This is a genomic window from Dryocola clanedunensis (assembly GCF_038405435.1).
Classification (GTDB): Bacteria; Pseudomonadota; Gammaproteobacteria; order Enterobacterales; family Enterobacteriaceae; genus Dryocola; species Dryocola clanedunensis_A.
Genome location: NZ_JBBYHZ010000002.1, coordinates 536,561 through 559,906, shown reverse-complemented (window position 1 = coordinate 559,906; position 23,346 = coordinate 536,561). Strand labels below are relative to the sequence as shown.

Sequence of the window (23,346 nt, the reverse complement as noted above, 5' to 3'; positions counted from 1 at the left end):
ATGACTTTTATTCTTAGCGATGTGCAAAACGGCGTGATGACGCTGACCTTAAATCGCCCGGAACGCCTGAACAGTTTTAACGACGAAATGCACCGCCAGCTGGCAGAAGCGCTGGCGCAGGCCGAACGCGACGACGCTATCCGCTGCCTTTTGATTACCGGCGAGGGCCGTGCGTTTTGTGCGGGTCAGGATCTTAACGATCGTAACGTCGATCCGAACGGGGCCGCGCCGGACCTTGGTGCCTCCGTCGAAAACTTCTATAACCCGCTGGTCAGGCGGCTGGCAAAGCTGCCGAAGCCGGTGATAGCTGCTGTAAACGGCGTTGCCGCCGGAGCCGGAGCTACGCTGGCGCTGGGCTGCGATATGGTCATCGCCGCGCGCTCCGTTAATTTCATTATGTCTTTCAGCAGGCTGGGGCTGGTGCCCGACTGCGGCGGCACCTGGTTCCTGCCGCGAGTCGCCGGGCGTGCCCGTGCGATGGGCCTTGCGCTGCTTGGCGAGAAGCTCAGCGCGGAGCAGGCGCACCAGTGGGGAATGATCTGGCAGGTGGTGGATGACGAAGCGCTGATTGATACCGGCCGTGCGCTTGCCGCGCATTTCGCCAGCCAGCCTACGTTCGGCCTGGGGCTGGTGAAGAAGGCCCTTTACGCCTCGGAAAGCAACACGCTGGACGAACAGCTGGATCTGGAACGCGACTACCAGCGCATTGCCGGGCGCAGCGACGACTACCGCGAAGGCGTGGCGGCTTTCCTGGCCAAACGTCCGCCGGTCTTTAAGGGGAAATAATCATGCTGACTCCTCACTCCATTATTGCGGTCATCGGCAGCGGTACCATGGGCGCAGGCATTGCCCAGGTGGCGGCACAGGCCGGTCACGCCGTGAAGCTATACGATATTCAGCCCGATGCGGCCCGTCGGGCAATTGACGGCATCGCCACCGCATTAAGCGCACGAGTCACGAAAGGTAAACTCAGCGAAGACGACAGAAACGCCGCCGTTGCCAGAATTTCCGTCGCACAAACGCTTAGCGAACTGGCGCAGGCCGATCTGGTTATCGAAGCCGCTGCGGAACAGATAGATATTAAGCAGGCCATTTTCCGCGAGCTGGCGAAGGCCTGCTCAGCAGAGGTGATATTCGCCAGCAATACTTCCTCCATCTCCATCACCGCGATTGCCAGCGGCGTTCCGCACCCGGAGCGCGTGGTCGGGCTGCATTTCTTTAACCCGGCTCCGGTGATGAGGCTGGTTGAGGTGGTCAGCGGGCTGGAAACCGCGCCAGCCGTGCTGGACAGCCTGACCGGGCTGGCGATGCGCTGGGGAAAACAGCCGGTGCGCTGTCACTCAACGCCTGGTTTTATCGTTAACCGCGTTGCTCGTCCTTTTTATTCTGAAGCCTGGCGCGCGCTGGAAGAGCAGGTTGCTCCGGCAGCCGTCATAGACGCGGCGCTGCGCGACTGCGGTGGCTTTCCGATGGGGCCGCTGGCGCTGACCGACCTGATTGGCCAGGACGTGAACTTCGCCGTCACCTGTTCGGTGTTCAACGGCTTCTGGCAGGAGCGCCGCTTTTTACCTTCGCTGATTCAGCAGGAGCTGGTGCTCGGCAAACGCCTTGGCAAGAAAACCGGGCAGGGGGTCTACCGCTGGCCGCTCGATGAATCACTGCCTTACGAATCCGGTCAGCTTTCCAATATTGAAAGTGACATTGTAACCTTTTCCGGCATAGAGCTTGACGATCTTGTGGTTCAGATTACTCAAGGGGAAACCGCGTCGCAGCTGGCGCTTCGCCTTAAACGTCCTGTAGTGCTGGTCGATTTGATCAACGACTGGCGCAAAGCCAGGCTGGTCGTGCTGGCCGCTGCGGCTGGCAATACAACCGAGCAAACCGCAAAGGCCGTCCGCTTCTTCCAGCGGCATGGCAAGCAGGTTCTGCTGATCAAGGATTATCCGGGCATGCTGGTCTGGCGCACGGTGGCAATGCTGGCGAACGAAGCGCTGGACGCGCTGCAAAAGGGCGTTGCCAGCGAGCAGGACATCGATACCGCGATGCGCCTTGGCGTCAACTATCCCCACGGGCCGCTGGCCTGGGGCGCTGAGCTTGGCTGGCAGCGGGTGCTGACCCTGCTGGAAAATCTGCAACAACACTACGGCGAAGAACGCTATCGCCCGACATCGCTGCTGCGCCAGCGCGCGCTGCTGGAGACGCAACATGAACACTGATGCCTGGGCCAACGCCCGCGAGATGTACGCCCACGATAACTGCGCCCACCAGATGGGCATTGAGATTGTGGAGATGGGGGAAGGCTTCGCAAAGCTGACCATGACGGTGACCGAAGCGATGCTCAACGGCCATCAGACCTGTCACGGCGGGCAGCTCTTCACGCTTGCGGATACCGCTTTTGCCTACGCCTGCAACAGCCAGGGGCTGGCGGCGGTAGCTTCCGGATGCAGCATTGACTTCGTTCGCCCGGGCCATGCGGGCGACACATTAACGGCCGTGGCGCAGGTGCGTACTCAGGGACGGCAGACCGGCGTTTACGACATTGAAATCATCAATCAGCACGAGAAAACCGTCGCCCTGTTCCGTGGGCGCTCGCACCGTATCGGCACCCCTGTCTCTGGAGCAAAGCTATGAATGACGCATTTATCTGTGACGGCGTGAGAACCCCCATTGGCCGCTACGGCGGGGCGCTGTCGTCAGTACGGGCGGACGATCTCGCCGCCGTTCCTCTGAAAGAGCTGATGACGCGCTACCCGTCCGTGGACTGGAGCGCGGTGGACGACGTGATTATGGGCTGCGCCAACCAGGCGGGGGAAGATAACCGCAACGTGGCGCGCATGGCTACGCTGCTGGCAGGGCTGCCGCAGACGATTTCCGGCACGACAATCAACCGCCTTTGCGGCTCCGGGCTGGATGCACTCGGCATGGCTGCCCGGGCTATCAAGGCGGGGGATGCGCAGCTGATGATTGCGGGCGGCGTGGAATCCATGTCCCGGGCGCCTTTTGTGATGGGTAAAGCGACCGCGCCTTTCCAGCGCCAGGCAGAGATGTTCGATACCACCATTGGCTGGCGTTTTGTGAACCCGCTCATGGCTGAGCATTTTGGTACTGACAGCATGCCCGAAACGGCAGAGAATGTAGCCGAGTTGTTAAATATAAGCCGTGACGACCAGGATGCCTTCGCCTGGCGCAGCCAGCAGCGTACCGAAGAGGCGCAGAAAAATGGCGTGCTGGCGCAGGAAATCGTGCCGGTTATGGTGAAAGGTAAGAAAGGGACAGTGGTAGAAGTTCGCGACGACGAACATCCTCGCCCGGAAACAACTCTGCAACAGCTTAACGCCCTGAAAGCGCCGTTCCGTAAAAACGGCGTCATTACCGCCGGGAACGCGTCCGGGGTAAACGACGGGGCGGCGGCGCTAATCGTTGCCAGCGCAGAAGCGGCTAAGCGCCACGGCCTGACGCCAAAGACCCGCATCGTCGCAATGGCTACCGCAGGTGTAGAACCGCGCTATATGGGCCTCGGCCCGGTACCCGCAACGCGCAGGGTGCTGGAGCTGGCGGGACTCTCCATCAACGACATGGACGTAATAGAACTGAATGAAGCCTTTGCCGCGCAGGCGCTGGGCGTATTACGACAGCTGGGGCTGCCTGACGATGCCCCCCATGTTAACCCCAACGGAGGCGCCATCGCTTTAGGCCATCCGCTGGGCATGAGTGGAGCCCGACTGGCGCTGGCCGCCAGCCACGAACTGCATCGCCGGAAGGGCCGCTATGCCCTTTGTACGATGTGTATCGGCGTTGGCCAGGGCATTGCCCTGATCCTTGAGCGTGTGAGCTAATCAAACCTGCGAGTACCCTATAATGATAACCTCTACTACAAAGCTGGAACCGATTGAAACCGCGTCAAAAGACGAACTGCAGGCCCTGCAGACGCAGCGCCTGAAGTGGACGCTTAACCACGCCTACGCCAACGTGCCGATGTACAAACGCAAGTTTGACGCGGTGGGCGTACACCCTGACGATTTTAAAGAGCTGAAGGACATTCAGCTTTTCCCCTGCACCACCAAACAGGATCTGCGCGACAACTATCCGTTCGACACCTTCGCGGTGCCGATGGAGCAGATTGTGCGTATTCATGCCTCATCGGGTACGACCGGCAAGCCAACGGTGGTGGGCTACACCCAAAAAGATATTGATACCTGGGCCGATATCGTTGCCCGTTCGCTGCGCGCCGCGGGCGGCACGCCAAAAGACAAAATCCACGTCGCTTACGGCTACGGTTTGTTTACCGGCGGGCTGGGCGCGCACTACGGTGCAGAGCGCCTTGGCGCGACGGTTATCCCCATGTCCGGCGGCCAGACGGAGAAGCAGGCGCAGCTGATCCGCGACTTCCAGCCGGATATGATCATGGTGACGCCGTCCTGGTGCCTGAACCTGATTGAAGAGCTGGAGCGCCAGATGGGCGGCGATGCGCGCAACTGTTCGCTGCGCGTTGGCGTATTCGGTGCCGAGCCGTGGACGCACGCCATGCGTCGCGAAATCGAACGCCGCCTGGGCATTACCGCGCTGGATATCTACGGCCTGTCGGAGGTGATGGGGCCGGGAGTGGCGATGGAGTGTCTGGAAACCACCGACGGGCCAACCATCTGGGAAGATCATTTCTACCCGGAAATTGTTAACCCGATTAGCGGCACGCCGCTGGATGACGGTGAGCAGGGGGAGCTGCTGTTTACCACGCTGACCAAAGAGGCGCTGCCGGTGATCCGCTATCGCACCCGCGACCTGACGCGCCTGCTGCCGGGAACGGCGCGCACCATGCGCCGCATGGACAGAATCACCGGGCGCTCGGACGACATGCTGATCATCCGGGGCGTGAACGTCTTCCCGTCGCAGCTGGAAGAGGAGATCGTCAAGTTCGAGCATCTGGCCCCGCACTACCAGCTGGAGGTTCATCGCGACGGCCACCTGGACACGCTCTCGGTCAAGGTGGAGCTGAAAGAGAGCAGCCTCTATTTAAGCCACGAACAGCGCTGTTCCGTCTGTCACCAGCTGCGCCACCGCATTAAATCGATGGTCGGCATCTCCACGGACATCAGCATTGTCAACTGCGGCAGCCTGCCGCGTTCGGAAGGCAAAGCCATTCGCGTAAGCGATCTGCGCACGGCGGCAAACCAGTAAACAAACGGCGGATGACACTCCGTTTATCCGCCCTACGCTGCAACCAGAAGGGCGGATAACGCAGTTTCACCCGTTGTTCAGGCGGCATTGATGCGGGCTTCTAACGTGCTGTCGACATGGATAACAAAGTCGGTGAACAGAGCTTTTGGTTTGACGTTTTTACCCTGCCGCTCAAGTTCAACGAAGCCAAGTCCATTTAATCTTCCCAGGACGATCAACAGTTGCGGCAGCTCTCGGCCAGACAGTTCGGCAAGTTTCTCAATACTTTCCGGCTGATTATTTTTCATGGTTTGCAGAAGTGCGAGATTTTCAGGGCTTAATACTTTCCCGAGTGAACTAAGAGAGCAAAACCATATTTTTGGCTCGTCGGGCATGGTTTTATATTTCCCTGAGACACCAGCAAGGATACGCTTTCGTTGAAGCTCCTCGGACAAAATGCCTATATGCGCTTTCATCTGTTTTTTCCTTCTAACAAGTTTATGACTTCATCAACTGTAGTAAAAAAGTCAGCCATTAATTTTCTTGCAGTTGTGTATTCATAGGGCCGGCCTTTGTCCTGCGATGTAAGGTGCATATGATCGCGAACTATCCTGTTACTGAAGTTACTTTTGGCAGGGATCTTAATACTATGCGCATTGTCATAACCCAGGATTCTTCTATTGGAGGGGTTATGCAAGGTCAGATTGTATCTAACGCCATGTGGACAAAAGACCGTTGGTTGTATCAACCATGCTTCAATTTTCCACCAGTAGCCATCTGTGCGGTAAGAGATTGCGCCATGGTAATTCAGCAGATCGTCCAGACCAGTATCATCCCATTCCATAGGGGCTTTCCTTATGTTTCCAGAGAATAAAATACGTACAATTAATATTCAACGGAAAAATAAAAGGAAAATTAAAGGGCGGCAATGTGCTTATTCCGTGATGTGGAAACACCTCGCAAAACGAAAATATTAACGCAATTTTTCCCTTATCTTCATTCCTGATAGACCCATTGCGCTGCATTTTTTCGTCAATTTGCAAAATTGTGAATCGCATAGCTAATGACATGATTTCAGGTGTCTTTTTTGTGCTATGTTTTAGGCTGTTATGGAATTTAACGACATTTCTGGCGGCTAATGAGCAACAAACTGGAACAGTTTATCGGGCAGGCGGTGAGCGCGGTGCCCATCAGTGGGACGTCGCTGATTGTCTCTTTATACGGCGACGCGCTGGCGCACCGCGGCGGTGAAATCTGGCTGGGGAGCCTGGCGACCATGCTGGAGTCGTTGGGTTTTGGCGAACGCTTTGTTCGTACCTCTCTGTTCCGCCTTAATAAAGAAGGCTGGCTTGACGTGGAGCGCGTCGGGCGGCGCAGTTTTTATCGCCTGACGGAGATGGGCCAGCGCATGACGCGGCGGGCGGAGGCCAAAATCTACCGGGCAGGGCAGCCGGAGTGGGACGGGAAATGGCTGCTGCTGCTTTCCGAAGGGCTTGAGAAAAACACCCTCGCGCAGGTCAAGAAACAGCTGATCTGGCAGGGCTTTGGCACGTTAGCCCCCAGCCTGATGGCGTCGCCTTCCCAGAATCTCAACGATGTTCAGAATCTGCTGCACGAAGCGGGCGTGGCGGATAACGTGATGTGCTTCGAGGCGACTTCGCCGCTGCAAACCTCCCGAACAGCGCTTAAGGCTCGAGTGGAAGAGTGCTGGCTGCTGACGGACAAAAACGAGCGCTACGGCGAATTTATCCAGTCGTTCCGGCCTTTGTTGCCCCTGCTGCGCGAAGCCGACGACAACGAGCTTACCCCGCTGCGCTGTTTCCAGATCCAGCTGCTACTCATTCACTTCTACCGCCGCGTGGTGCTTAAGGATCCGCTGCTGCCGGATGAGCTTTTGCCGCCGCACTGGCAGGGGCAGAGCGCACGCCAGCTGTGCATCAATATTTATCAACGCGTTGCTCCCGGCGCGCTGGCGTTCGTCAGCGAGCACGGTGAAACCTCGGTAGGGGAACTCCCGCAGCCGGGGAGCGGCTATTTCCAGCGCTTCGGGGGACTGACCCCGAACCTGTAAGGAGAAAGTATGCCTGTATACCAGATAGACGGCCTGACCCCGGTCGTACCGGAAGACAGCTATGTGCACCCGATGGCGGTGCTGATAGGCGATGTGATTATCGGCCATCGCGTGTATATCGGGCCGGGTGCCTGCCTGCGCGGGGATTTTGGGCGCATCATCGTCAAAGATGGCGCAAACGTGCAGGATAACTGCGTGATGCACGGCTTCCCGGAGCAGGACACCGTCGTTGAAGAAGACGGGCACATCGGCCACGGGGCGATACTTCACGGTTGTGTGGTGGGCAGAAACGCGCTGATTGGCATGAATGCGGTGATCCTCGACGGGGCGCAGATTGGCGAAAACAGCATAGTTGGCGCGGCGGCGTTTATTAAAGCCAAAGCGGAGTTTGCGGCCAATAAACTCATCGTCGGCAGCCCGGCAAAGGCGATTCGTGAACTGAGTCCTGAAGAGATCGAATGGAAGAAGAAAGGGACGCGGGAGTATCAGGATTTAGTCATCCGCTGCCAGCAGACCATGCATCAGGTGGAGCCGCTGCGCGAGGTGGAGGAGCATCGCCGTAAGATAACGTTCGACGATGCCCATAAAGTGAAGCAGGGCGGATAATTTTGTAGGGTGGATAAGCGCAGGCGCCATCCACCATTTAACCTTAAAGCTTAAGCGGTAACGATGCTGTCGATAGCAGCTTTAGCATCGGTCTGTGCTTTGGTCGCCACTTCCGGACCGTAGGCGATACCTTCTGCGAACACGTAGTTCACGTCGGTAATACCGATGAAGCCCAGGAACAGGTTCAGGTAAGGCACCAGCAGATCGGTAGGGGTATCTTTATGGATACCGCCACGGCTGGTCAGTACCACGGCGCGCTTACCGGTGATCAGACCTTCAGGGCCTTTTTCGGTGTAGCGGAACGTGACGCCTGCGCGGGCAACCAGGTCAAAATAGTTCTTCAGCTGGGTTGGGATGTTGAAGTTGTACATTGGCGCGGCGATAACCACCACGTCATGAGCTTTCAGCTCGGCAATCAGTTCGTCGGACAGGGCCAGCGCTTCCTGCTGACGCGGGCTGAGCGGTGCATCGGATGGGCGCAGCGCGCCAACTAATTCACCGTCCAGAACCGGAACCGGATTGGCCGCCAGGTCGCGCACGGTGATCTGGTCCGCAGAGTGCTCTTCACGCCATTGTTCAACAAAATAGTCGGAAAGCTGATTAGACTGAGAGTAACCTGCCAGGATGCTGGACTTAAGAACTAATACTTTGCTCATGGGTGATTCCTTTGTTTTTGGTCATTCGGACAGATTGCCCGTTCGCTGAGACTTACTTTATTCACAATCCGATTGCAGTGATAGCGCAATATATCGAACCCTACGTTCATTTTTTTTGAACAAGGCGCGGATAACCGCGATGTGATAATCTAGCGAGAATTCTCGTACAAGACTTTTCCGGCAGTGCGCTGCCATGATGATGACGCTATGCAAAATACAAAACCTTCAGTCTCCTCGTTATCTTCCCGTTTAGAAGCCCTTATGCTGCGCGACCGCCAGCGCTTCTCCCGTCGTATCCACGGCGTGAAGAAGGTGAAAAATCCTGAATCCCAGCAAGTGGTGTTAGAGGCCCTGGCACAGGAGATCGAAGCGGCAGCCGGTAAAGTCCTGCTGCGTGAAGCTTCCCGTCCGGCGATTACCTATCCGGAAAACCTGCCGGTCAGCCAGAAAAAGCAGGATATTCTCGAAGCCATTCGTGACCACCAGGTTGTTATCGTGGCCGGGGAAACTGGCTCGGGCAAAACAACCCAGCTGCCAAAAATTTGTATGGAGCTGGGCCGCGGCGTGAAAGGGCTGATTGGCCACACGCAGCCTCGTCGCCTTGCAGCACGCACGGTGGCTAACCGTATTGCGGAAGAGCTGCAAACGGAGCCGGGGGGCTGCGTAGGCTACAAGGTGCGTTTCACCGACCACGTCGGTGATAACACCATGGTCAAGCTGATGACCGACGGTATTCTGCTGGCGGAAATCCAGCAGGACAGGCTGCTGATGCAGTACGACACCATCATCATCGATGAGGCCCACGAGCGCAGCCTGAATATCGACTTCCTGCTAGGCTACCTGCGCGAGCTGCTGCCGCGGCGTCCCGATCTGAAAATCATTATTACCTCGGCCACCATCGACCCGGAGCGCTTCTCGCGCCACTTTAACAACGCGCCGATTATTGAAGTCTCGGGCCGTACCTACCCGGTGGAAGTGCGCTATCGCCCGATTGTCGAAGACGCGGACGACACCGACCGCGACCAGCTGCAGGCGATTTTTGACGCGGTTGATGAGCTGGGCCACGAAAGCGCGGGGGATATCCTGATCTTTATGAGCGGCGAGCGCGAAATCCGCGACACCGCCGATGCCCTGAATAAGCTGAATCTGCCGCATACCGAGGTGCTGCCTTTATATGCGCGCCTGTCGAACAGCGAGCAGAACCGCGTGTTCCAGTCACACGCGGGCCGCCGCATCGTGCTGGCTACCAACGTGGCGGAAACCTCGCTGACCGTGCCGGGCATTAAATACGTTATCGATCCTGGTACGGCGCGTATCAGCCGTTACAGCTACCGCACCAAGGTCCAGCGTTTGCCGATTGAGCCGGTTTCCCAGGCCTCGGCCAACCAGCGTAAAGGGCGCTGCGGCCGCGTGTCGGAAGGGATCTGCATCCGGCTTTATTCTGAAGATGACTTCCTGTCGCGCCCGGAGTTTACCGACCCGGAAATTCTGCGCACCAACCTGGCGTCCGTTATCCTGCAGATGACCTCGCTGGGCCTCGGCGATATCGCCGCCTTCCCGTTTGTGGAAGCGCCGGATAAGCGCAATATCCAGGACGGCGTGCGCCTGCTCGAAGAGCTGGGGGCCATCACCAGCGAACAGGATCACAGCGTCTACAAATTAACGCCGTCCGGCCGCCAGCTTGCCCAGCTGCCGGTGGATCCGCGCCTGGCGCGCATGGTGCTCGAAGCGCAGAAGTTTGGCTGCGTGCGTGAAGTGATGATTATTACTTCCGCGCTTTCCATTCAGGATCCGCGTGAGCGCCCGATGGACAAACAGCAGGCGTCGGATGAAAAGCATCGCCGCTTCCACGACAAAGAGTCCGACTTCCTGGCCTACGTGAACCTGTGGAACTATTTGGGCGAACAGCAAAAAGAGCTGTCGTCTAACCAGTTCCGCCGCCAGTGCAAGGTGGACTATCTTAACTATCTGCGCGTGCGAGAGTGGCAGGATATCTACACCCAGCTGCGCCAGGTGGTCAAAGAGCTTGGCCTGTCGATTAACAGCGAGCCGTCGGATTTCCGCTCGGTTCACTGCGCGCTGCTGACGGGGCTGCTGTCGCATATTGGCCAGAAAGATGCCGATAAGCAGGAGTACACCGGGGCGCGCAACGCCCGTTTCTCCATCTTCCCCGGCTCCGGCCTGTTTAAAAAGCCGCCAAAGTGGACGATGGTTGCTGAACTGGTGGAAACCAGCCGTCTGTGGGGGCGCATTGCCGCCAGAATCGACCCGGAATGGGTGGAGCCGCTGGCCCAGCACCTGCTTAAACGCTCCTACAGCGAGCCGCACTGGGAGAAAGCACAGGGCGCGGTGATGGCAACCGAAAAAGTGACGCTGTACGGCCTGCCGATTGTTGCTGCCCGCAGCGTGAACTACAGCCAGATCGACCCGGCGCTGTCCCGCGAGCTGTTCATCCGCCACGCGCTGGTTGAAGGGGACTGGCAGACGCGCCACGCGTTCTTCCGGGAAAATCTTAAATTACGCAACGAAATTGAAGAGCTTGAGCATAAGTCCCGCCGCCGCGACATCCTCGTCGACGACGACACGCTGTTTGAGTTTTACGACCAGCGCATCGCCCACGATGTGATCTCCGCCCGCCACTTCGACAACTGGTGGAAAAAGGTCGCTAAAGAGACGCCGGATCTGCTCAACTTCGAAAAGAGCATGCTCATAAAAGAAGGCGCGGAGCAGGTCAGCAAGCTGGACTACCCGAACTTCTGGCATCAGGGCAACCTCAAGCTGCGCCTGACGTATCAGTTTGAGCCGGGCGCGGACGCCGATGGCGTAACCGTTCACATCCCGCTGCCGCTGCTCAACCAGGTGGAAGACGCGGGATTTGAATGGCAGATCCCGGGCGTGCGCCGGGAGCTGGTTATCGCGCTGATTAAATCGCTGCCCAAGCCGGTGCGCCGCAACTTTGTGCCCGCGCCGAACTACGCCGAGGCATTCCTGGGCCGCGCCACGCCGCTGGAACTGCCGCTGCTGGAAAGCTTAGAGCGCGAGTTCCGCCGCATGTCGGGCGTGACCATCGACCGGGAGGACTGGCACTGGGATCAGGTGCCCGATCACCTGAAAATGACCTTCCGGGTCGTGGATGAGAACAACAAAAAGCTCAAAGAAGGTAAGGATCTGAGCGAGCTGCGCGGCGGCCTGAAGGATAAAGTTCAGCAAACGCTTTCCGCCGTTGCCGATGACGGCATCGAGCAGAGCGGCCTGCACATCTGGAGCTTTGGCGCGCTGCCGGAAAGCTACGAGCAGAAACGCGGTAACTACCGCATGAAGGCTTTCCCGGCGCTGGTGGATGAAAAAGAGAGCGTGGGGATCAGGCTGTTTGATAACCAGCTTGAACAACAGCAGGCCATGTGGCGCGGCCTGCGCCGCCTGCTGCTGCTGAATATCCCGTCGCCGATTAAGTATCTGCACGAGAAGCTGCCGAACAAGGCCAAGCTGGGCCTGTACTTCAACCCGTACGGCAAGGTGATGGATTTAATCGACGACTGCATTTCCTGCGGTGTGGATAAGCTGATTGCCCAGGCGGGCGGCCCGGTATGGACGGAGGAGGGCTTTGCGCAGCTGCATGAGAAAGTGCGCGCAGAGCTCAACGAAACCGTGGTGGAAATTGCGAAGCAGGTCGAACAAATTCTTACTGCCGTATTCAATATCAACAAGCGGCTGAAAGGGCGCGTGGACATGACCATGGCGCTGGGGCTGTCGGATGTGAAGGCGCAGATGGCGGGATTGGTTTATCGCGGTTTCGTCACCGGCAACGGCTATAAGCGGCTGGGCGACACGCTGCGCTACCTGCAGGCTATTGAGAAACGCCTCGAGAAAATGGCTATCGATCCGCATCGTGACCGCGTGCAAATGCTGAAAGTGGAAAGCGTACAGCAGGCCTGGCAGCAGTGGCTCAACAAGCTGCCGCCAAAACGCCGTGAAGACGATGACGTGAAGGAGATCCGCTGGATGATCGAAGAGCTGCGCGTCAGCTTCTTCGCCCAGCAGCTCGGCACGCCTTATCCGATTTCCGACAAGCGCGTGTTGCAGGCGATGGAAGCCATCACCGGCTAATTACCGGAGGAAGAAACTTTTCCAGGCCGGTTTCGTAGGTCGGATAGGCGCCAGCGCCGTCCGACAAATCCAGCCCAAACTAAAAATGCAATAATCTCCCACCGGTACCATACTCCTGAAGCGGTCAATTTCTGACCGCCTCACCGGAGTCTCCTCATGAATCGTTTAGCTGACAAAGTTGCCATCGTTACGGGTGCCAGTTCCGGCATTGGTTATGCCACCGCGAAGCTGTTTGCGGCGCAGGGTGCAAAAGTGGTTGTGGGAGCAAGGCGTGAAGCGGAGCTTGCACGGCTGGTGGATGAAATCAAAGCCGCCGGAGGAGAAGCCGTGTCGCTGGCGGGCGACGTGAGCGATGAGGCTTACGGTAAAGCGCTGGTGGCGAAGGCAGTGGAAACCTGGGGGCGGCTGGATATCGCTTTCAACAATGCGGGCACGCTGGGGGAAGCGGGGCCAAGTACCGACGTTTCCGCCGAAGGGTTTGCTAATGCCGTTGCGGTGAATTTAACCGGCTCTTTCCTGGGCGCTAAACATCAGATTGCCGAGATGCTCAAGCACGGCGGCGGCTCGGTGATTTTTACCTCGACGCTGGTCGGCTACACGGTCGCCTTTCCCCAGATGGCCTCTTACGCGGCCAGCAAGGCGGGGCTGATCGGGCTGACCCAGGCGCTGGCCACCGAGTTTGGGCCGAAAAACATTCGCGTCAACGCGCTGCTGCCCGGCGCGGTGGAGACGGATATGTACCGCGAAGCGAATAATACCGCAGAGTCGCAGAACGCCATTGCCAGCCTGCACGCTCTCAAGCGCGTCGGCAAGCCGGACGAGATTGCTTATGCCGCGCTGTGGCTCGCCTCGGACGAATCATCGTTTGTGACGGGCACCGCCTCACTGGTGGATGGCGGCGCGTCGATTAACGGCGGCTGAGAGAAAATTTCGGTGGATGATGATGACGATTATCCACCTTATATTTCAACGGGTTATATTGGTATGGTAAATCCCGGAGCGCTACAGTCCACCCCAGCCGCCGCCCAGCGCGCGATACAGATCAATCTGTGCCAGCAGCAGATTATTTTTCACCTGCACCACGCTGAGCTGGGTTGAAAACAGCGTTCGCTGGGCGTCCAGCTCGTCCAGGTAGGAGGAGTAGCCGTTGCGATAGCGGTTTTGCGCGATGCGCAGCGTCTCTTCGGCAACCTTCTCCTGCTCCTGCAATTCCGTCAGCTGCTCCTGCAAACGTTTAATAGCATCGATGCTGTCGTTAGCCTCTTTGAAAGCGTTGCGCACCGTTTTTTCATAGGCGTAAAGCGCCTGATTGCGCTGGGACATCGCGACGTCAACCTGCGCGTTCAGTGCCTCGCGGTTTAGCAGCGGCGCAAGAATGCTGCCGCCGATGCTCCACAGGCGCAATGGGTTATCGATTAGCTGCGAAAGCGTGCTGTCCTGCAGGCTGCCGGAGGCGACAAGGTTAATTGAGGGCAGAAGCTGCGCGCGCGAAGAGGCAAGCGAGGCGTCCGCTGCTACCAGATTCCTTTCGGCCTGCACAATGTCCGGGCGGCGTTCCAGCAGCGTTGAGGGCAGCTGTGCCGGCAGGGCAAGCGGCGTCAGCTTGTCAAACTCTACGCCACGCTTTACGGCCCCGGGGTTCTTGCCGATCAGCACGCTGAGCGCGTTCTCCTGCTGGGTAATCTGATGCTGTAGCTCGGGCACCTGCGCTCTGGTGGAGCGGTACTCGGAATCCGACTGCATCAGCTCCAGCCGGGAGCTGTAGCCAGATTCGTACTGCCGTTTTGCGAGCCTGTACGCGTTTTCGCGCGATGCGAGGGTAGATTGCGTGACGACAAGCTGTTCATCCAGCGACAGCAAAGTAACGTAGCCCGCCGCGACGGAAGAGGCCACGGTGAGATTAGCCGCCGCCGCCGCGGCTTTTTGCGCATCCAGGCTCGCCTGCGCCGCTTCGGTTTCGCTGCTGTACTGGCCCCAGATATCCACGTTGTAACCTGCCGTCAGGCTGCCTTTATAGAGATCGCCATGCACCGGCAGCCCGCTGGCCGCCGATTGTGAACGGGCGCGGCTGGCGTTAACGCCAGCGTCGAGCGTTGGCCACTGCGCCCCCTGTGCCGCCTGCACGCGGGCCTGATACTCGTTGACCCGCTCGCGGGCGGTCAGCACATCGCTGTTATAGCGCAGCGCCTCGTCAACGTAGCCGTTGAGCATTGAATCATGAAAGTTGCGCCACCAGACGCCTTCCGCCGGGGACGACGGGCCAACCTGGTCGCGCCACTGGGCGGGAATAGCAAGCGTTGGCTTTGCCTGCTGAACCTGCGGCGAATGGCAGCCCGACAGCAGCAGAGCTGCAGCAAGGCAGGAGAGAGTTAAGCCGCGCATTATTTATTCTCCCGCGTGTCGATTTTCACCTGTACCGACATACCCGGGCGCAGGCGTTTACGTCTGTTGTCATCACCGAGCACCCTGATGCGCACCGGGATCCGCTGGGCGATTTTCACAAAGTTGCCGCTGGCGTTATCCGGTGAAATCGCGCTGAACTCAACCCCGGTGGCGGGAGAGATATTTTCAACTTCCCCCTTAAATTCTTCATTATTCAGCGCATCAACGGTAAAGGTCACGGGCTGCCCAACCCGCATGTTCGCAAGCTGCGTTTCTTTCACGTTGGCGATAACCCAGTTATCCGCTGGCACCAGCGTTGTGAGGCGCGTACCGGCGCTGACGTAGGCACCGAGGCGCACCGCGATTTGCCCCAGTTGGCCGTCACGAGGCGCGGTAATTCGGGTGTTTTGCAGATCGATATCCGCCAGCTCCAGCGCCGCTTTGGCGTTCTCAACGTCCGCCTCCAGCGAGCCACGGTTAACAATGACGGTCTGTAAATCCTGGCGGGACATCTCAAGCTGGGCGGCTGCCTGTTCAATATCGGCGTTGCCCTGCGCGGCGCTCGCGCGAGCGGCGTCTCTTTCGCGTACGGAAAGCGAGCCGTCGGCGGTCAGATCTTCCACGCGACGCAGATCCAGCTGAGATTTTTTAGCCTGCGCTCTGGCGTTGGTCAGGGCGGCCTCGTTCTTTTTAATCACCGCCTGGGCGCTGCGGCGCTGCTGCTGATTGTTGGCCAGGGCGGCCTGTTTCATTGCCACCTGCGCCTGAGCCTGATGAACACGCTGTTTGTAGATGCGATCGTCGATGGTCATCAGCACGTCGCCCGCCTTAACGTACTGAAAATCCTGCACGTTCACCGCTGTGATGTAGCCGTTAACCTGCGGGCTGATAAACGTCGTCATACCGCGCACGTAGGCGTTGTCCGTTGTTTCAGCGTGGCGCGTAAAGGGAGGCAGCTGCCAGGCGTAAAGAATAACCAGCACGCCAACTATACCGATGGCGGCAGCGGTAAAAATGGACACTACGCGCAGGTTTTTCTGCTCCGGGCTTTGCGCCGGGGCCGTTCCTTGTTCACTCATTGTGACTCCATGGTCTTAATATTCTTTCTCGCCGCAAGCTTCACGCGCAGCAGCCGCCAGAGGACCCACAGCAGCGTGCAGGAAGCGATGGCCGCCGTCAGCAGGTAGGTATCGTTGTAGGCCAGCACGTTTGCCTCGCTGGTGGCGAGCGTTTGCAGCTGCAACAAAGCCTGGGTGCCGAGCAGCGAACCGTCGTTAAGCTGGCTGCCGTAGAGCTGGGAGTACTGATTGACCCGCTCATTCACCAGCGGATTAAGCAGCGTCAGCTGGTCGGCCAGCAGGCTGGAGTGGAATTTTTCGCGCCAGGTCTGGAAGGTGCCGAGGATCGCCGAACCGAGCAGCCCGCCGAGGTTCTGGCTCATGCCAAACAGCACCGAAAAGCTGACCAGATTACGCGGTTCGGCAATTACGCCGCCGATGGCCGCCAGCATCGCCGGGGCGAGGAAAAACGCGCTGCCGAATCCCAGCAGGAACTGGCTTACCAGCAGCTGCGCCGGGCGGGTGAGGTTGTTGGACTGGCTGTCCATGACCGAGGCGATTATCATCAGCACCAGCGAGATGGCTATCGGGCGGGCAAGCTTTTTGATGTCGATGGTTATGGCGCTTGCGACAATGCCCGCCACGATACCGGCAAGAATCGCCCACGCCAGGCTTGTCATCTGTTCGTTTTGCAGACCGATGAGCTGCAGATAGCCAATCACCCCGGTGTTCTGTTCGGCTAGCACAATGCGGATCAGCACCATAATCAGCCCGAGGCGCACAATGCTGCCGCTGGAGAGCCAGCGCGTGTTGAGCAGCGGGTTGCTGCGGTTATGCTCAAAGGTTATCGCCGCCACGATCAGCACCAGGCTTGCCGCCAGCGACCAGCCAATCCACGGCGCTTCAAACCACCAGTCGATACGCCCGAGAGACAGCACGCCGCACAGTAACGCAATGCCGGGCGCGAACAGGATAAACGTCAGAAAATCTTTCTTTTCAAAGACTTTTTTACGATCGCTCGGCGGCAGCTTCAGCGCCAGCACGCAGGCCAGCGAAACCAGCGCCAGGCCCAGCTCGAAGTAGTACAGCCCGCGCCACTCATTCAGCTCCAGCAGTTCGGTTGAGAAGAGCCTCGCCATGGGAATTGCCAGCGCCGAGCCGGTGATGCCGATGGTCAACGCCTTGAGGCGGTGCTTCGCGGGCCAGGCCTGAATCTGATAATAAATCCCCAGCGAGCTGAGCGCCGCGCTCACCATGCCGTGCGCGGCGCGAACCATGATCGCGGAGTTAAGATCGTTGACGAACAGGTGGAAAAAGGTGACCAGCACGTACAGGACAAGGAACCCTTCGGTAAACGCCCGCAGCCCGAACTGCTGGCGGAATTTCACCAGCAGCAGGTTGATGGAGGCGTTAGTCATCACGTAGACCGCGGGCAGCCAGGCGATTTCATTCGACCAGGCGGCAAAGGTCCCCTGTAAATTATTGAGGTTGGCGGTGACCAGCGCGTTACCCAGCGCCCCCGTCAGGCATACCAGCAGCCCGACGATGCCATAAGCAATGCGCTTTGGGGTCGGGTGGATGGGGGTGGAAGGTGAGCCGAGCAGCGCCGGTTTCTCATGCGGTTGCCACTCTCTTGCGATATAGGGATCGCTTTTTGGCAGGCGCATAGATTTCCCAGAAACGTTCTTTTAGTTAGTCGGCTAACTATATTAGAGCGCGGCACGCGCATAATTCAAGTGAATATGAAAACGGCCCGTTAATATTCTGGGAAATCTTTGTTGCTCTAGCTCAGGCGGTAATAAGCGTTCGGCAGCATTTTTGCCGGCAGTTGGCTCTCGCCGTTCATATCCCGCAGATCGCGTTCGATGGTATTGCAGATGGCGTCCAGCGCCAGGTCGTTATCCTCCGTCCCAAAAGGATCCTCCAGCTCTTCGGCAAGGCAATCCAGCGAAATAAAGGTGTAGGAGATAAACACCGACAGAAACGGCGTCATATAGTGCAGATCGGTCACCAGCGCGAAGGGCAGCATGATGCAGAACAGATAAACCGTGCGGTGCAGGATCAGCGTGTAGGCGAACGGCAGCGGCGTGCTGGCAATGCGCTCGCAGCCCCCGGCGATGGCGGAATATTCATTAAGATGGTTATCCAGGCTGCGCCACAGCACATCTGAGATCACGCCCTCCGCCCGCTGCTTCGCCAGCCAGTTACCCATCAGCAGCAGGATACGGTTACAGGGCGCATGGCTCTGCATCACCCAGGCCAGTTCATCCTCACGCAGCCAGGACTTCAGAACGGCGTCGATCGGCTTTTTACGCAGCGTCAGCCGCAGGCAGTTGCAGAACGCAACCTGAAGATTCACAAAATAATTGATGTCGTCATCCGTTGCGGCGGGCAGGCTTTTCACCTCGCGCAGCAGCGATCGTGAAGTTATCGCAAGTTGCCCCCACAGCAGGCGCGCCTCGTTGAAACGGGCGTAGCAGGCGCTGTTACGGAAGCCGAGGAAGATGGCAATCGCCACGCCCAGGATGCTGAAGGGTGCCATGGTGAGCTTAATACCCAGCGCTTCATACCACGGCAGGAAGAAGATCACGCAGATGGACAGGACAAGGTTAAGCAGCAGGCGGGAGTAGATCTTTTCCAGCACGGAGCCGTGCCAGACGAACAGGCGGGTAAACCAGTGTTGATGCGGACGAACAATCATAGTGAGGATGCTCTGAAACAGGACGCCATATTTAACGGCAGAGTGTGAGCCAGATCAATATTTTGTTTCACATGATTTTAACAACATGAATTATTTTCAATAACCATGAATTTTCCTCGTTTGCCGCGCTGACCGGGGCGTGGCATGCTCGCCTTACAAACAGACGTCCAGACGTCTAAAAATTCAAATAATGAACTATCACCCTGCTAAATTAGTTAGCCGGGCTATCAGGAGAATTCACATGCCGCACGCCACCCGTCACCACGCCCCGTTCCGCGCCGATATCGTCGGCAGCTTTTTACGCCCGGATGCCATTAAAGAAGCCCGCCTGCAGTTTGCTGCGGGTGAAATTGATGCGCTTCAGCTGCGTAAAGTTGAGGATGAAGCGATACGCGAGTCGGTTGAACAGCAGTGCGCATGCGGCCTGCATGTCGTGACGGACGGCGAATTCCGCCGCGCCTGGTGGCACTTCGATTTCTTCGACGGCCTGCAGGGCGTGGAGCGTTACGAATCGGAAAAAGGGATTCAGTTCAACGGCGTGCAGACCAAAACGCACAGCGTGCGCGTGGTCGGCAAAGTGGCATTCGGTGACCATCCGATGCTGGAGGATTTCCGCTATCTGAAAAGCATCAGCGGTAATGCGGTGCCGAAGATGACCATTCCAAGCCCGAGCGTGCTGCACTTCCGCGGTGGCCGTAACGCCATCGACAGTACCGTTTATCCCGATCTGAACGAGTATTTTGATGATTTAGCCACCACCTGGCGCGATGCGATTCAGGCATTTTACGCTGCGGGCTGTCGTTATCTGCAGCTGGATGACACCGTGTGGGCCTATTTATGCTCCGACGCCCAGCGTAAAGAGATCCGCGAGCGTGGCGATAACCCGGACGAGCTGGCAAAAATTTATGCCCGCGTGCTGAACAAAGCGCTGGAAGGCAAGCCGGAAGACCTGACGGTCGGGCTGCACGTGTGCCGCGGCAATTTCCGCTCCACATGGATCTCCGAAGGTGGCTACGAGCCGGTGGCTGAAGTGCTGTTCGGCAGCGTGAATGTCGATGCGTTCTTCCTGGAGTACGACAACGACCGTTCCGGTGATTTCGCACCGCTGCGCTTTGTGCGTCCGGGCAAACAGCAGGTTGTGCTGGGCCTTATCACCACAAAAAATGGCGAGCTGGAGAACCCGGAGCAAATTCAGGCGCGTATTAAGGAAGCCGCGCAGTTTGTGGATATCAGCCAGATTTGCCTCAGCCCGCAGTGCGGTTTCGCCTCCACGGAAGAGGGCAACAGCCTGACGCCTGCGCAGCAGTGGGATAAGGTACGCCTCGTGACGGCTATTGCCGATAAAGTCTGGTAAAGGTGTCGGATAAGCGCCGATTTGGCATGTAAGGTAGGGCGGATAAGCGCGAGCGCCATCCGCCGTTTGTGTTACGAAAGCAGGGCGTTCAACGCTTCAATCTCCGCCCGCCAAGCCTGTTGTAACGCTGGTTTCTGGTGCTTCTCCTTACGCGCCAGATCCTCTGCCAGCCTGTCTTCCAGCTCTATCAGCCTTTCCAGCAGCGCGTCTGTCTCTTGAGCCACAGCTACGGTTGTGGAAACAGATTTAACTCCTGTCTCGCCCGTTTCCTCCGCCGTCAGCAGCTCGTACATCCGATCCAGATCGTGCCATTCGCTCAGCTCACCGTTATCCACCAGCCAGAAGCGGTTGCAGCTTTTCGCGATCAGCGTTCTGTCGTGGGTGACCAGCAGCACGCCGCCCTCAAAGGATTGCAGCGTTTCCGCCAGCGCCTCTTTGCCCTCCATATCCAGGTGGTTCGTTGGCTCATCGAGCATAAGCAGCGAGTAGCGTGCCAGCGTCAACCCAACGAACAGCAGGCGAGAGCGTTCGCCGCCGCTTAAGGTACTGACCGTCTGCTGATGGCGCAGCCACGGGAATCCCGCGCCGATCAGCGCCATTTTCCTGTCCTGTTCGGTTAAAGGAGCAAAGGGTTCGAGCGCTTCCAGCAGGGAATCCTCATCCCGCAGCTGGTGCAGCGTCTGGTCGTAATAACCCATCTGCGCACGAGGATGGAGGCGGATACCTTCCTCCCGTTCCGGCTGCTGATATTGCTGCCACAGCAGGCGCAGCAGGGAGGATTTACCGCAGCCGTTGCGGCCAATAATCGCCACGCGGTCACCGCTCTTCACGCGCTGTAACGGCAGGCGGAACAACGGTTCGGCGTCAGGCGCAGGGCTGACGTACAGGTCTTCCATTTCCAGCAGCCGGTCAGCCTGGAGCCGCTCGCCTCGCAGGATAAGCTGCCACTGATTTCCGGCGCTCAGCTCGGTCTGCTCGTCCTTAAGCTTATCGACGCGTTTTTCCATCTGTTTGGCCTTGCGCGCCAGATCCTCGTTGTCATACACGCGGCCCCAGACGGCCAGCCGTTTAGCGCTGGCCGCGATGCGGTCGATCTCTTTCTGCTCCGCCAGGTGGCGATGGGCATCCGTTCGATCCCGCTCTTCTAACGCCTGCCGCGCCTGTGAACAGGGTAGCTGGAAGAAGCTCAGCGTTTTATCACGCAGGATGCAGGTGCCGTTGGTGACGGCATCCAGCAGATGCTGGTCGTGGGAGACCAGCACGAAGCTGCCGCTCCAGCTCTTCAGAAACTGTTCCAGCCACAGCAGGGTGGGAAGATCGAGGTGGTTGCTGGGTTCATCCAGCAGCATGAGATCCGGCTCGCTTATCAGCGCACGCGCCAGCAGCAGTCGGGTATGCTGCCCGCCGCTCAGCGTACCGGCGGTGAGATGCCAGTCCTCTTCGCTAAAGCCCATGCCAGCCAGCAGCGCTTCGGCCCGCCAGCTTTCGCCGTGGTGTTCGCAGGCGGGTAGCTGCGCCAGAACCGCCTCGAGCATTGTCAGCGGATGGAGAGACTCCGGCAGATGCTGTTCGACGCGCGCCAGCAGGCAGTGGTTTGCGCGGGTTACGCTGCCGCTGTTAGGCGCAAGGGTGCCGTCCAGCAGCTTCAGCAGGGTGCTTTTGCCGCAGCCGTTATGGCCGATAAGACCCAGGCGGTCGCCTTTTTTAAGCGTAAAAGTGATGTCAGCCAGCAGGGGGCCGAAGGCCGTGTCGAGGCTAAGGGATTGTGCGGTTAATAATGTGCTCATTGTGCTTACTCAAGAGTTGGGCATGAGAATGCCTCGTCATACAAAACTGACGATAACTCAGTAAGCCTGAGGGAAGGATTTAGATTGGGTTGTCTTCGCTCAAGCCGAAGTTATCGCAGCACGGTATCGATAACGCTTGAGCAACGGCGATCGCCAAAAGTATGCAAAACGATAAGCGTTTTACAGTACAGCATGGGGATCCTCCTTATATTCAGTTGGTTGATAAGTGAGTGGATTGTAGCCATGAAACGCACGTTCTGCCAGCGATGAATGATTTGTTAATGATAATCGTTTACTTCTTCTTTTGGATAATGATAATCATTACCACATTCATCAGCCCATCAGGGAGAGTTATGTTTACAGTAACGGATTCAAAACGCCGCGTTTTACCAGTGCTTGCACTTTCAACCCTTCTGTTCTCATCGGCGCTTTTCGCCAACGACAATTTCACTCTTGAGCGCAAGCCGGTAGGCAAGGGCGCCTACGAAATGGCGCTGACCGGCGAGCCAGCCGCGCTGTATGTTGCCACTTCCCAGAGCCGCAAGCTCGATAAGGGCGGCATTGTTTATCGCCTGGATCCGGCTACGCTTGCGGTTAACCAGGTGATCCACAATAACCTCAAGCCATTTGGCGTGGCCGTCAATCACGCGACCGGGACGTTATTCCTGGGCAATACGGTCAACAGCGCGGTTACCGCTGTTGATGTGAAAACGGGTGAGGTGAAAAAGACGCTGGTTCTGGATGCCCGTAAGCGCACGGAAGATTTCCGCCCGTTCGCGCCGCGTGAGCTGGTGGTCAACGAAGCGACCGATACCGTTTATGTTGGCGGGCTGGGTAAATCCAGCGTGCTGTGGGTTGTAGACGGCAAAGATTTAACGCTGCGCGCCACCATTGAAGGGCTGGGCAAGTCAGCGACCGGTCTGGCCATCGACGCCAAAGCATCGCGCATCTATATGACCAACGCCGATAACGAATTTATCGTGATTGATACCACGACCAACAAGGTGATCAGCCGCACCAAGCTCGACCAGGACGGCGAACACTTCTATCTGAACGTCGCGCTGGATACGGCGAACCATCGCGCGTTTATTACCGATTCCAAATCCCCGCAGCTGCTGGTGGTGGATACCGAAACCAGCAAAGTGATGAAGAAAATCGACCTGCCGGTTTCCCTTGCCGTGCTGTACAACGAGAAGCGTAATGAAGTGTACGTTACGCATCGCGCTGCCGGTAAGGTCAGCGTGATTGACGCGAAAAACCTGAGCGTGATGGACACCATCGATACGCCTACGCACCCGAACAGCATGGCGCTGTCTGCCGATGGGCAAACGCTGTTCGTCAGCGTCAAGCAGGCGGGTTCCCGTGAAAAAGAGCCGACCAGCCCGGATGAGGTGATCCGTATTAGTTTTAAATAATCCGGCCCGAAAAGGTATTCCCGTTCACTTAAGCCAATGAATTAGGGGAAACACC

19 protein-coding genes are annotated in these 23,346 nt (G+C 57.9%); 11 read left to right on the top strand and 8 right to left on the bottom strand.

The window, feature by feature from the left end; all coding sequences use genetic code 11:
- Genes paaG through paaK form a run of 5 tightly spaced genes read left to right on the top strand, consistent with a single transcriptional unit; the run spans position 1 to position 5,175 of the window.
- Positions 1-786: a 2-(1,2-epoxy-1,2-dihydrophenyl)acetyl-CoA isomerase PaaG gene (paaG, locus tag AAE045_RS06605; RefSeq protein ID WP_455547018.1), complete on the top strand. Its 786-nt coding sequence runs from the start codon at positions 1-3 to the stop codon at positions 784-786.
- 2 nt (positions 787-788) lie between these two features.
- Positions 789-2,216: a 3-hydroxyacyl-CoA dehydrogenase gene (locus AAE045_RS06600; RefSeq protein ID WP_455547017.1), complete on the top strand. Its 1,428-nt coding sequence runs from the start codon at positions 789-791 to the stop codon at positions 2,214-2,216.
- Entirely contained in the window at positions 2,206-2,631 is a 426-nt protein-coding gene (gene paaI, locus AAE045_RS06595) for a hydroxyphenylacetyl-CoA thioesterase PaaI (RefSeq protein ID WP_271128145.1), read from the top strand. The genes AAE045_RS06600 and paaI overlap by 11 nt, the downstream gene beginning before the upstream one ends.
- A complete protein-coding gene (gene pcaF, locus AAE045_RS06590) occupies positions 2,628-3,836 on the top strand; it encodes a 3-oxoadipyl-CoA thiolase (protein ID WP_455547016.1) in 1,209 nt (402 codons plus the stop codon). Before paaI ends, pcaF begins: the two co-directional genes overlap by 4 nt.
- A gap of 22 nt (positions 3,837-3,858) precedes the next feature.
- Positions 3,859-5,175: a phenylacetate--CoA ligase PaaK gene (gene paaK / locus AAE045_RS06585; RefSeq protein WP_202301902.1), complete on the top strand. Its 1,317-nt coding sequence runs from the start codon at positions 3,859-3,861 to the stop codon at positions 5,173-5,175.
- A 77-nt stretch (positions 5,176-5,252) separates the two neighbouring features.
- Here the strand turns inward: paaK and AAE045_RS06580 are convergent, their stop codons facing one another.
- Together AAE045_RS06580 and AAE045_RS06575 are read right to left on the bottom strand one after the other, a co-directional pair.
- Entirely contained in the window at positions 5,253-5,630 is a 378-nt protein-coding gene (locus AAE045_RS06580) for an HVO_A0114 family putative DNA-binding protein (RefSeq protein WP_455547015.1), read from the bottom strand.
- A complete protein-coding gene (locus AAE045_RS06575; protein ID WP_455547014.1) occupies positions 5,627-5,998 on the bottom strand; it encodes a toxin-antitoxin system TumE family protein in 372 nt (123 codons plus the stop codon). Before AAE045_RS06575 ends, AAE045_RS06580 begins: the two co-directional genes overlap by 4 nt.
- Before the next feature lie 294 nt (positions 5,999-6,292).
- Between AAE045_RS06575 and paaX the strand changes: the two genes are divergently transcribed.
- Together paaX and paaY are read left to right on the top strand one after the other, a co-directional pair.
- Positions 6,293-7,225: a phenylacetic acid degradation operon negative regulatory protein PaaX gene (paaX, locus tag AAE045_RS06570; RefSeq protein WP_455547013.1), complete on the top strand. Its 933-nt coding sequence runs from the start codon at positions 6,293-6,295 to the stop codon at positions 7,223-7,225.
- A 9-nt stretch (positions 7,226-7,234) separates the two neighbouring features.
- The gene (paaY, locus tag AAE045_RS06565; RefSeq protein WP_202301897.1) at positions 7,235-7,831 is read left to right on the top strand and encodes a phenylacetic acid degradation protein PaaY; all 597 of its coding nucleotides are present in this window, start codon (positions 7,235-7,237) and stop codon (positions 7,829-7,831) included.
- A gap of 50 nt (positions 7,832-7,881) precedes the next feature.
- Here the strand turns inward: paaY and azoR are convergent, their stop codons facing one another.
- Positions 7,882-8,487: an FMN-dependent NADH-azoreductase gene (gene azoR, locus AAE045_RS06560; RefSeq protein WP_202301896.1), complete on the bottom strand. Its 606-nt coding sequence runs from the start codon at positions 8,485-8,487 to the stop codon at positions 7,882-7,884.
- A 207-nt stretch (positions 8,488-8,694) separates the two neighbouring features.
- On the opposite strand from azoR, the gene hrpA reads away from it, so the two are divergent.
- Together hrpA and AAE045_RS06550 are read left to right on the top strand one after the other, a co-directional pair.
- Positions 8,695-12,594 carry an ATP-dependent RNA helicase HrpA gene (gene hrpA, locus AAE045_RS06555; protein WP_455547012.1) on the top strand — a complete coding sequence of 1,300 codons (3,900 nt, stop codon included), beginning with the start codon at positions 8,695-8,697 and terminating at the stop codon, positions 12,592-12,594.
- Positions 12,595-12,750: 156 nt separating this feature from the next.
- On the top strand, positions 12,751-13,515 hold the full coding sequence (locus AAE045_RS06550) for an SDR family oxidoreductase (protein WP_271132170.1): 765 nt from the start codon (positions 12,751-12,753) through the stop codon (positions 13,513-13,515).
- Positions 13,516-13,596: 81 nt separating this feature from the next.
- On the opposite strand, the gene AAE045_RS06545 is transcribed toward AAE045_RS06550, so the two are convergent.
- The 4 genes from AAE045_RS06545 to AAE045_RS06530 all read right to left on the bottom strand — a co-directional run bounded on the left by AAE045_RS06545 (position 13,597) and on the right by AAE045_RS06530 (position 18,735).
- Positions 13,597-14,976 (bottom strand): efflux transporter outer membrane subunit, encoded by a 1,380-nt coding sequence (locus AAE045_RS06545; protein WP_455547011.1) that lies wholly within the window; start codon positions 14,974-14,976, stop codon positions 13,597-13,599.
- Positions 14,976-16,055, bottom strand: a complete 1,080-nt coding sequence (locus AAE045_RS06540; RefSeq protein WP_455547010.1) for an HlyD family secretion protein — start codon at positions 16,053-16,055, stop codon at positions 14,976-14,978. Before AAE045_RS06540 ends, AAE045_RS06545 begins: the two co-directional genes overlap by 1 nt.
- Positions 16,052-17,701 (bottom strand): MFS transporter, encoded by a 1,650-nt coding sequence (locus AAE045_RS06535; protein ID WP_455547009.1) that lies wholly within the window; start codon positions 17,699-17,701, stop codon positions 16,052-16,054. Before AAE045_RS06535 ends, AAE045_RS06540 begins: the two co-directional genes overlap by 4 nt.
- 116 nt (positions 17,702-17,817) lie before the next feature.
- Positions 17,818-18,735 (bottom strand): bestrophin family protein, encoded by a 918-nt coding sequence (locus AAE045_RS06530; protein ID WP_455547008.1) that lies wholly within the window; start codon positions 18,733-18,735, stop codon positions 17,818-17,820.
- Positions 18,736-18,976: 241 nt separating this feature from the next.
- On the opposite strand from AAE045_RS06530, the gene AAE045_RS06525 reads away from it, so the two are divergent.
- Positions 18,977-20,089, top strand: a complete 1,113-nt coding sequence (locus tag AAE045_RS06525; protein WP_455547007.1) for a cobalamin-independent methionine synthase II family protein — start codon at positions 18,977-18,979, stop codon at positions 20,087-20,089.
- Positions 20,090-20,160: 71 nt separating this feature from the next.
- Here AAE045_RS06525 and AAE045_RS06520 read toward each other — a convergent pair whose 3' ends face one another.
- Positions 20,161-21,876, bottom strand: coding sequence for an ABC-F family ATP-binding cassette domain-containing protein (locus AAE045_RS06520; RefSeq protein ID WP_455547006.1), 1,716 nt, complete (start codon positions 21,874-21,876; stop codon positions 20,161-20,163).
- 353 nt (positions 21,877-22,229) lie between these two features.
- On the opposite strand from AAE045_RS06520, the gene yncE reads away from it, so the two are divergent.
- Positions 22,230-23,291 carry a 7-bladed beta-propeller protein YncE gene (gene yncE, locus AAE045_RS06515; protein WP_455547005.1) on the top strand — a complete coding sequence of 354 codons (1,062 nt, stop codon included), beginning with the start codon at positions 22,230-22,232 and terminating at the stop codon, positions 23,289-23,291.
- The last annotated feature ends 55 nt before the right edge of the window (positions 23,292-23,346 follow it).

Bases quoted from the DNA above. Each gene is read 5' to 3' on its own strand.
- paaG (WP_455547018.1), top strand. From the start codon at position 1: ATGACTTTTATTCTTAGCGATGTGCAAAACGGCGTGATGACGCTGACC.
- AAE045_RS06600 (WP_455547017.1), top strand. From the start codon at position 789: ATGCTGACTCCTCACTCCATTATTGCGGTCATCGGCAGCGGTACCATG.
- paaI (WP_271128145.1), top strand. From the start codon at position 2,206: ATGAACACTGATGCCTGGGCCAACGCCCGCGAGATGTACGCCCACGAT.
- pcaF (WP_455547016.1), top strand. From the start codon at position 2,628: ATGAATGACGCATTTATCTGTGACGGCGTGAGAACCCCCATTGGCCGC.
- paaK (WP_202301902.1), top strand. From the start codon at position 3,859: ATGATAACCTCTACTACAAAGCTGGAACCGATTGAAACCGCGTCAAAA.
- AAE045_RS06580 (WP_455547015.1), bottom strand. From the start codon at position 5,630: ATGAAAGCGCATATAGGCATTTTGTCCGAGGAGCTTCAACGAAAGCGT.
- AAE045_RS06575 (WP_455547014.1), bottom strand. From the start codon at position 5,998: ATGGAATGGGATGATACTGGTCTGGACGATCTGCTGAATTACCATGGC.
- paaX (WP_455547013.1), top strand. From the start codon at position 6,293: ATGAGCAACAAACTGGAACAGTTTATCGGGCAGGCGGTGAGCGCGGTG.
- paaY (WP_202301897.1), top strand. From the start codon at position 7,235: ATGCCTGTATACCAGATAGACGGCCTGACCCCGGTCGTACCGGAAGAC.
- azoR (WP_202301896.1), bottom strand. From the start codon at position 8,487: ATGAGCAAAGTATTAGTTCTTAAGTCCAGCATCCTGGCAGGTTACTCT.
- hrpA (WP_455547012.1), top strand. From the start codon at position 8,695: ATGCAAAATACAAAACCTTCAGTCTCCTCGTTATCTTCCCGTTTAGAA.
- AAE045_RS06550 (WP_271132170.1), top strand. From the start codon at position 12,751: ATGAATCGTTTAGCTGACAAAGTTGCCATCGTTACGGGTGCCAGTTCC.
- AAE045_RS06545 (WP_455547011.1), bottom strand. From the start codon at position 14,976: ATGCGCGGCTTAACTCTCTCCTGCCTTGCTGCAGCTCTGCTGCTGTCG.
- AAE045_RS06540 (WP_455547010.1), bottom strand. From the start codon at position 16,055: ATGAGTGAACAAGGAACGGCCCCGGCGCAAAGCCCGGAGCAGAAAAAC.
- AAE045_RS06535 (WP_455547009.1), bottom strand. From the start codon at position 17,701: ATGCGCCTGCCAAAAAGCGATCCCTATATCGCAAGAGAGTGGCAACCG.
- AAE045_RS06530 (WP_455547008.1), bottom strand. From the start codon at position 18,735: ATGATTGTTCGTCCGCATCAACACTGGTTTACCCGCCTGTTCGTCTGG.
- AAE045_RS06525 (WP_455547007.1), top strand. From the start codon at position 18,977: ATGCCGCACGCCACCCGTCACCACGCCCCGTTCCGCGCCGATATCGTC.
- AAE045_RS06520 (WP_455547006.1), bottom strand. From the start codon at position 21,876: ATGAGCACATTATTAACCGCACAATCCCTTAGCCTCGACACGGCCTTC.
- yncE (WP_455547005.1), top strand. From the start codon at position 22,230: ATGTTTACAGTAACGGATTCAAAACGCCGCGTTTTACCAGTGCTTGCA.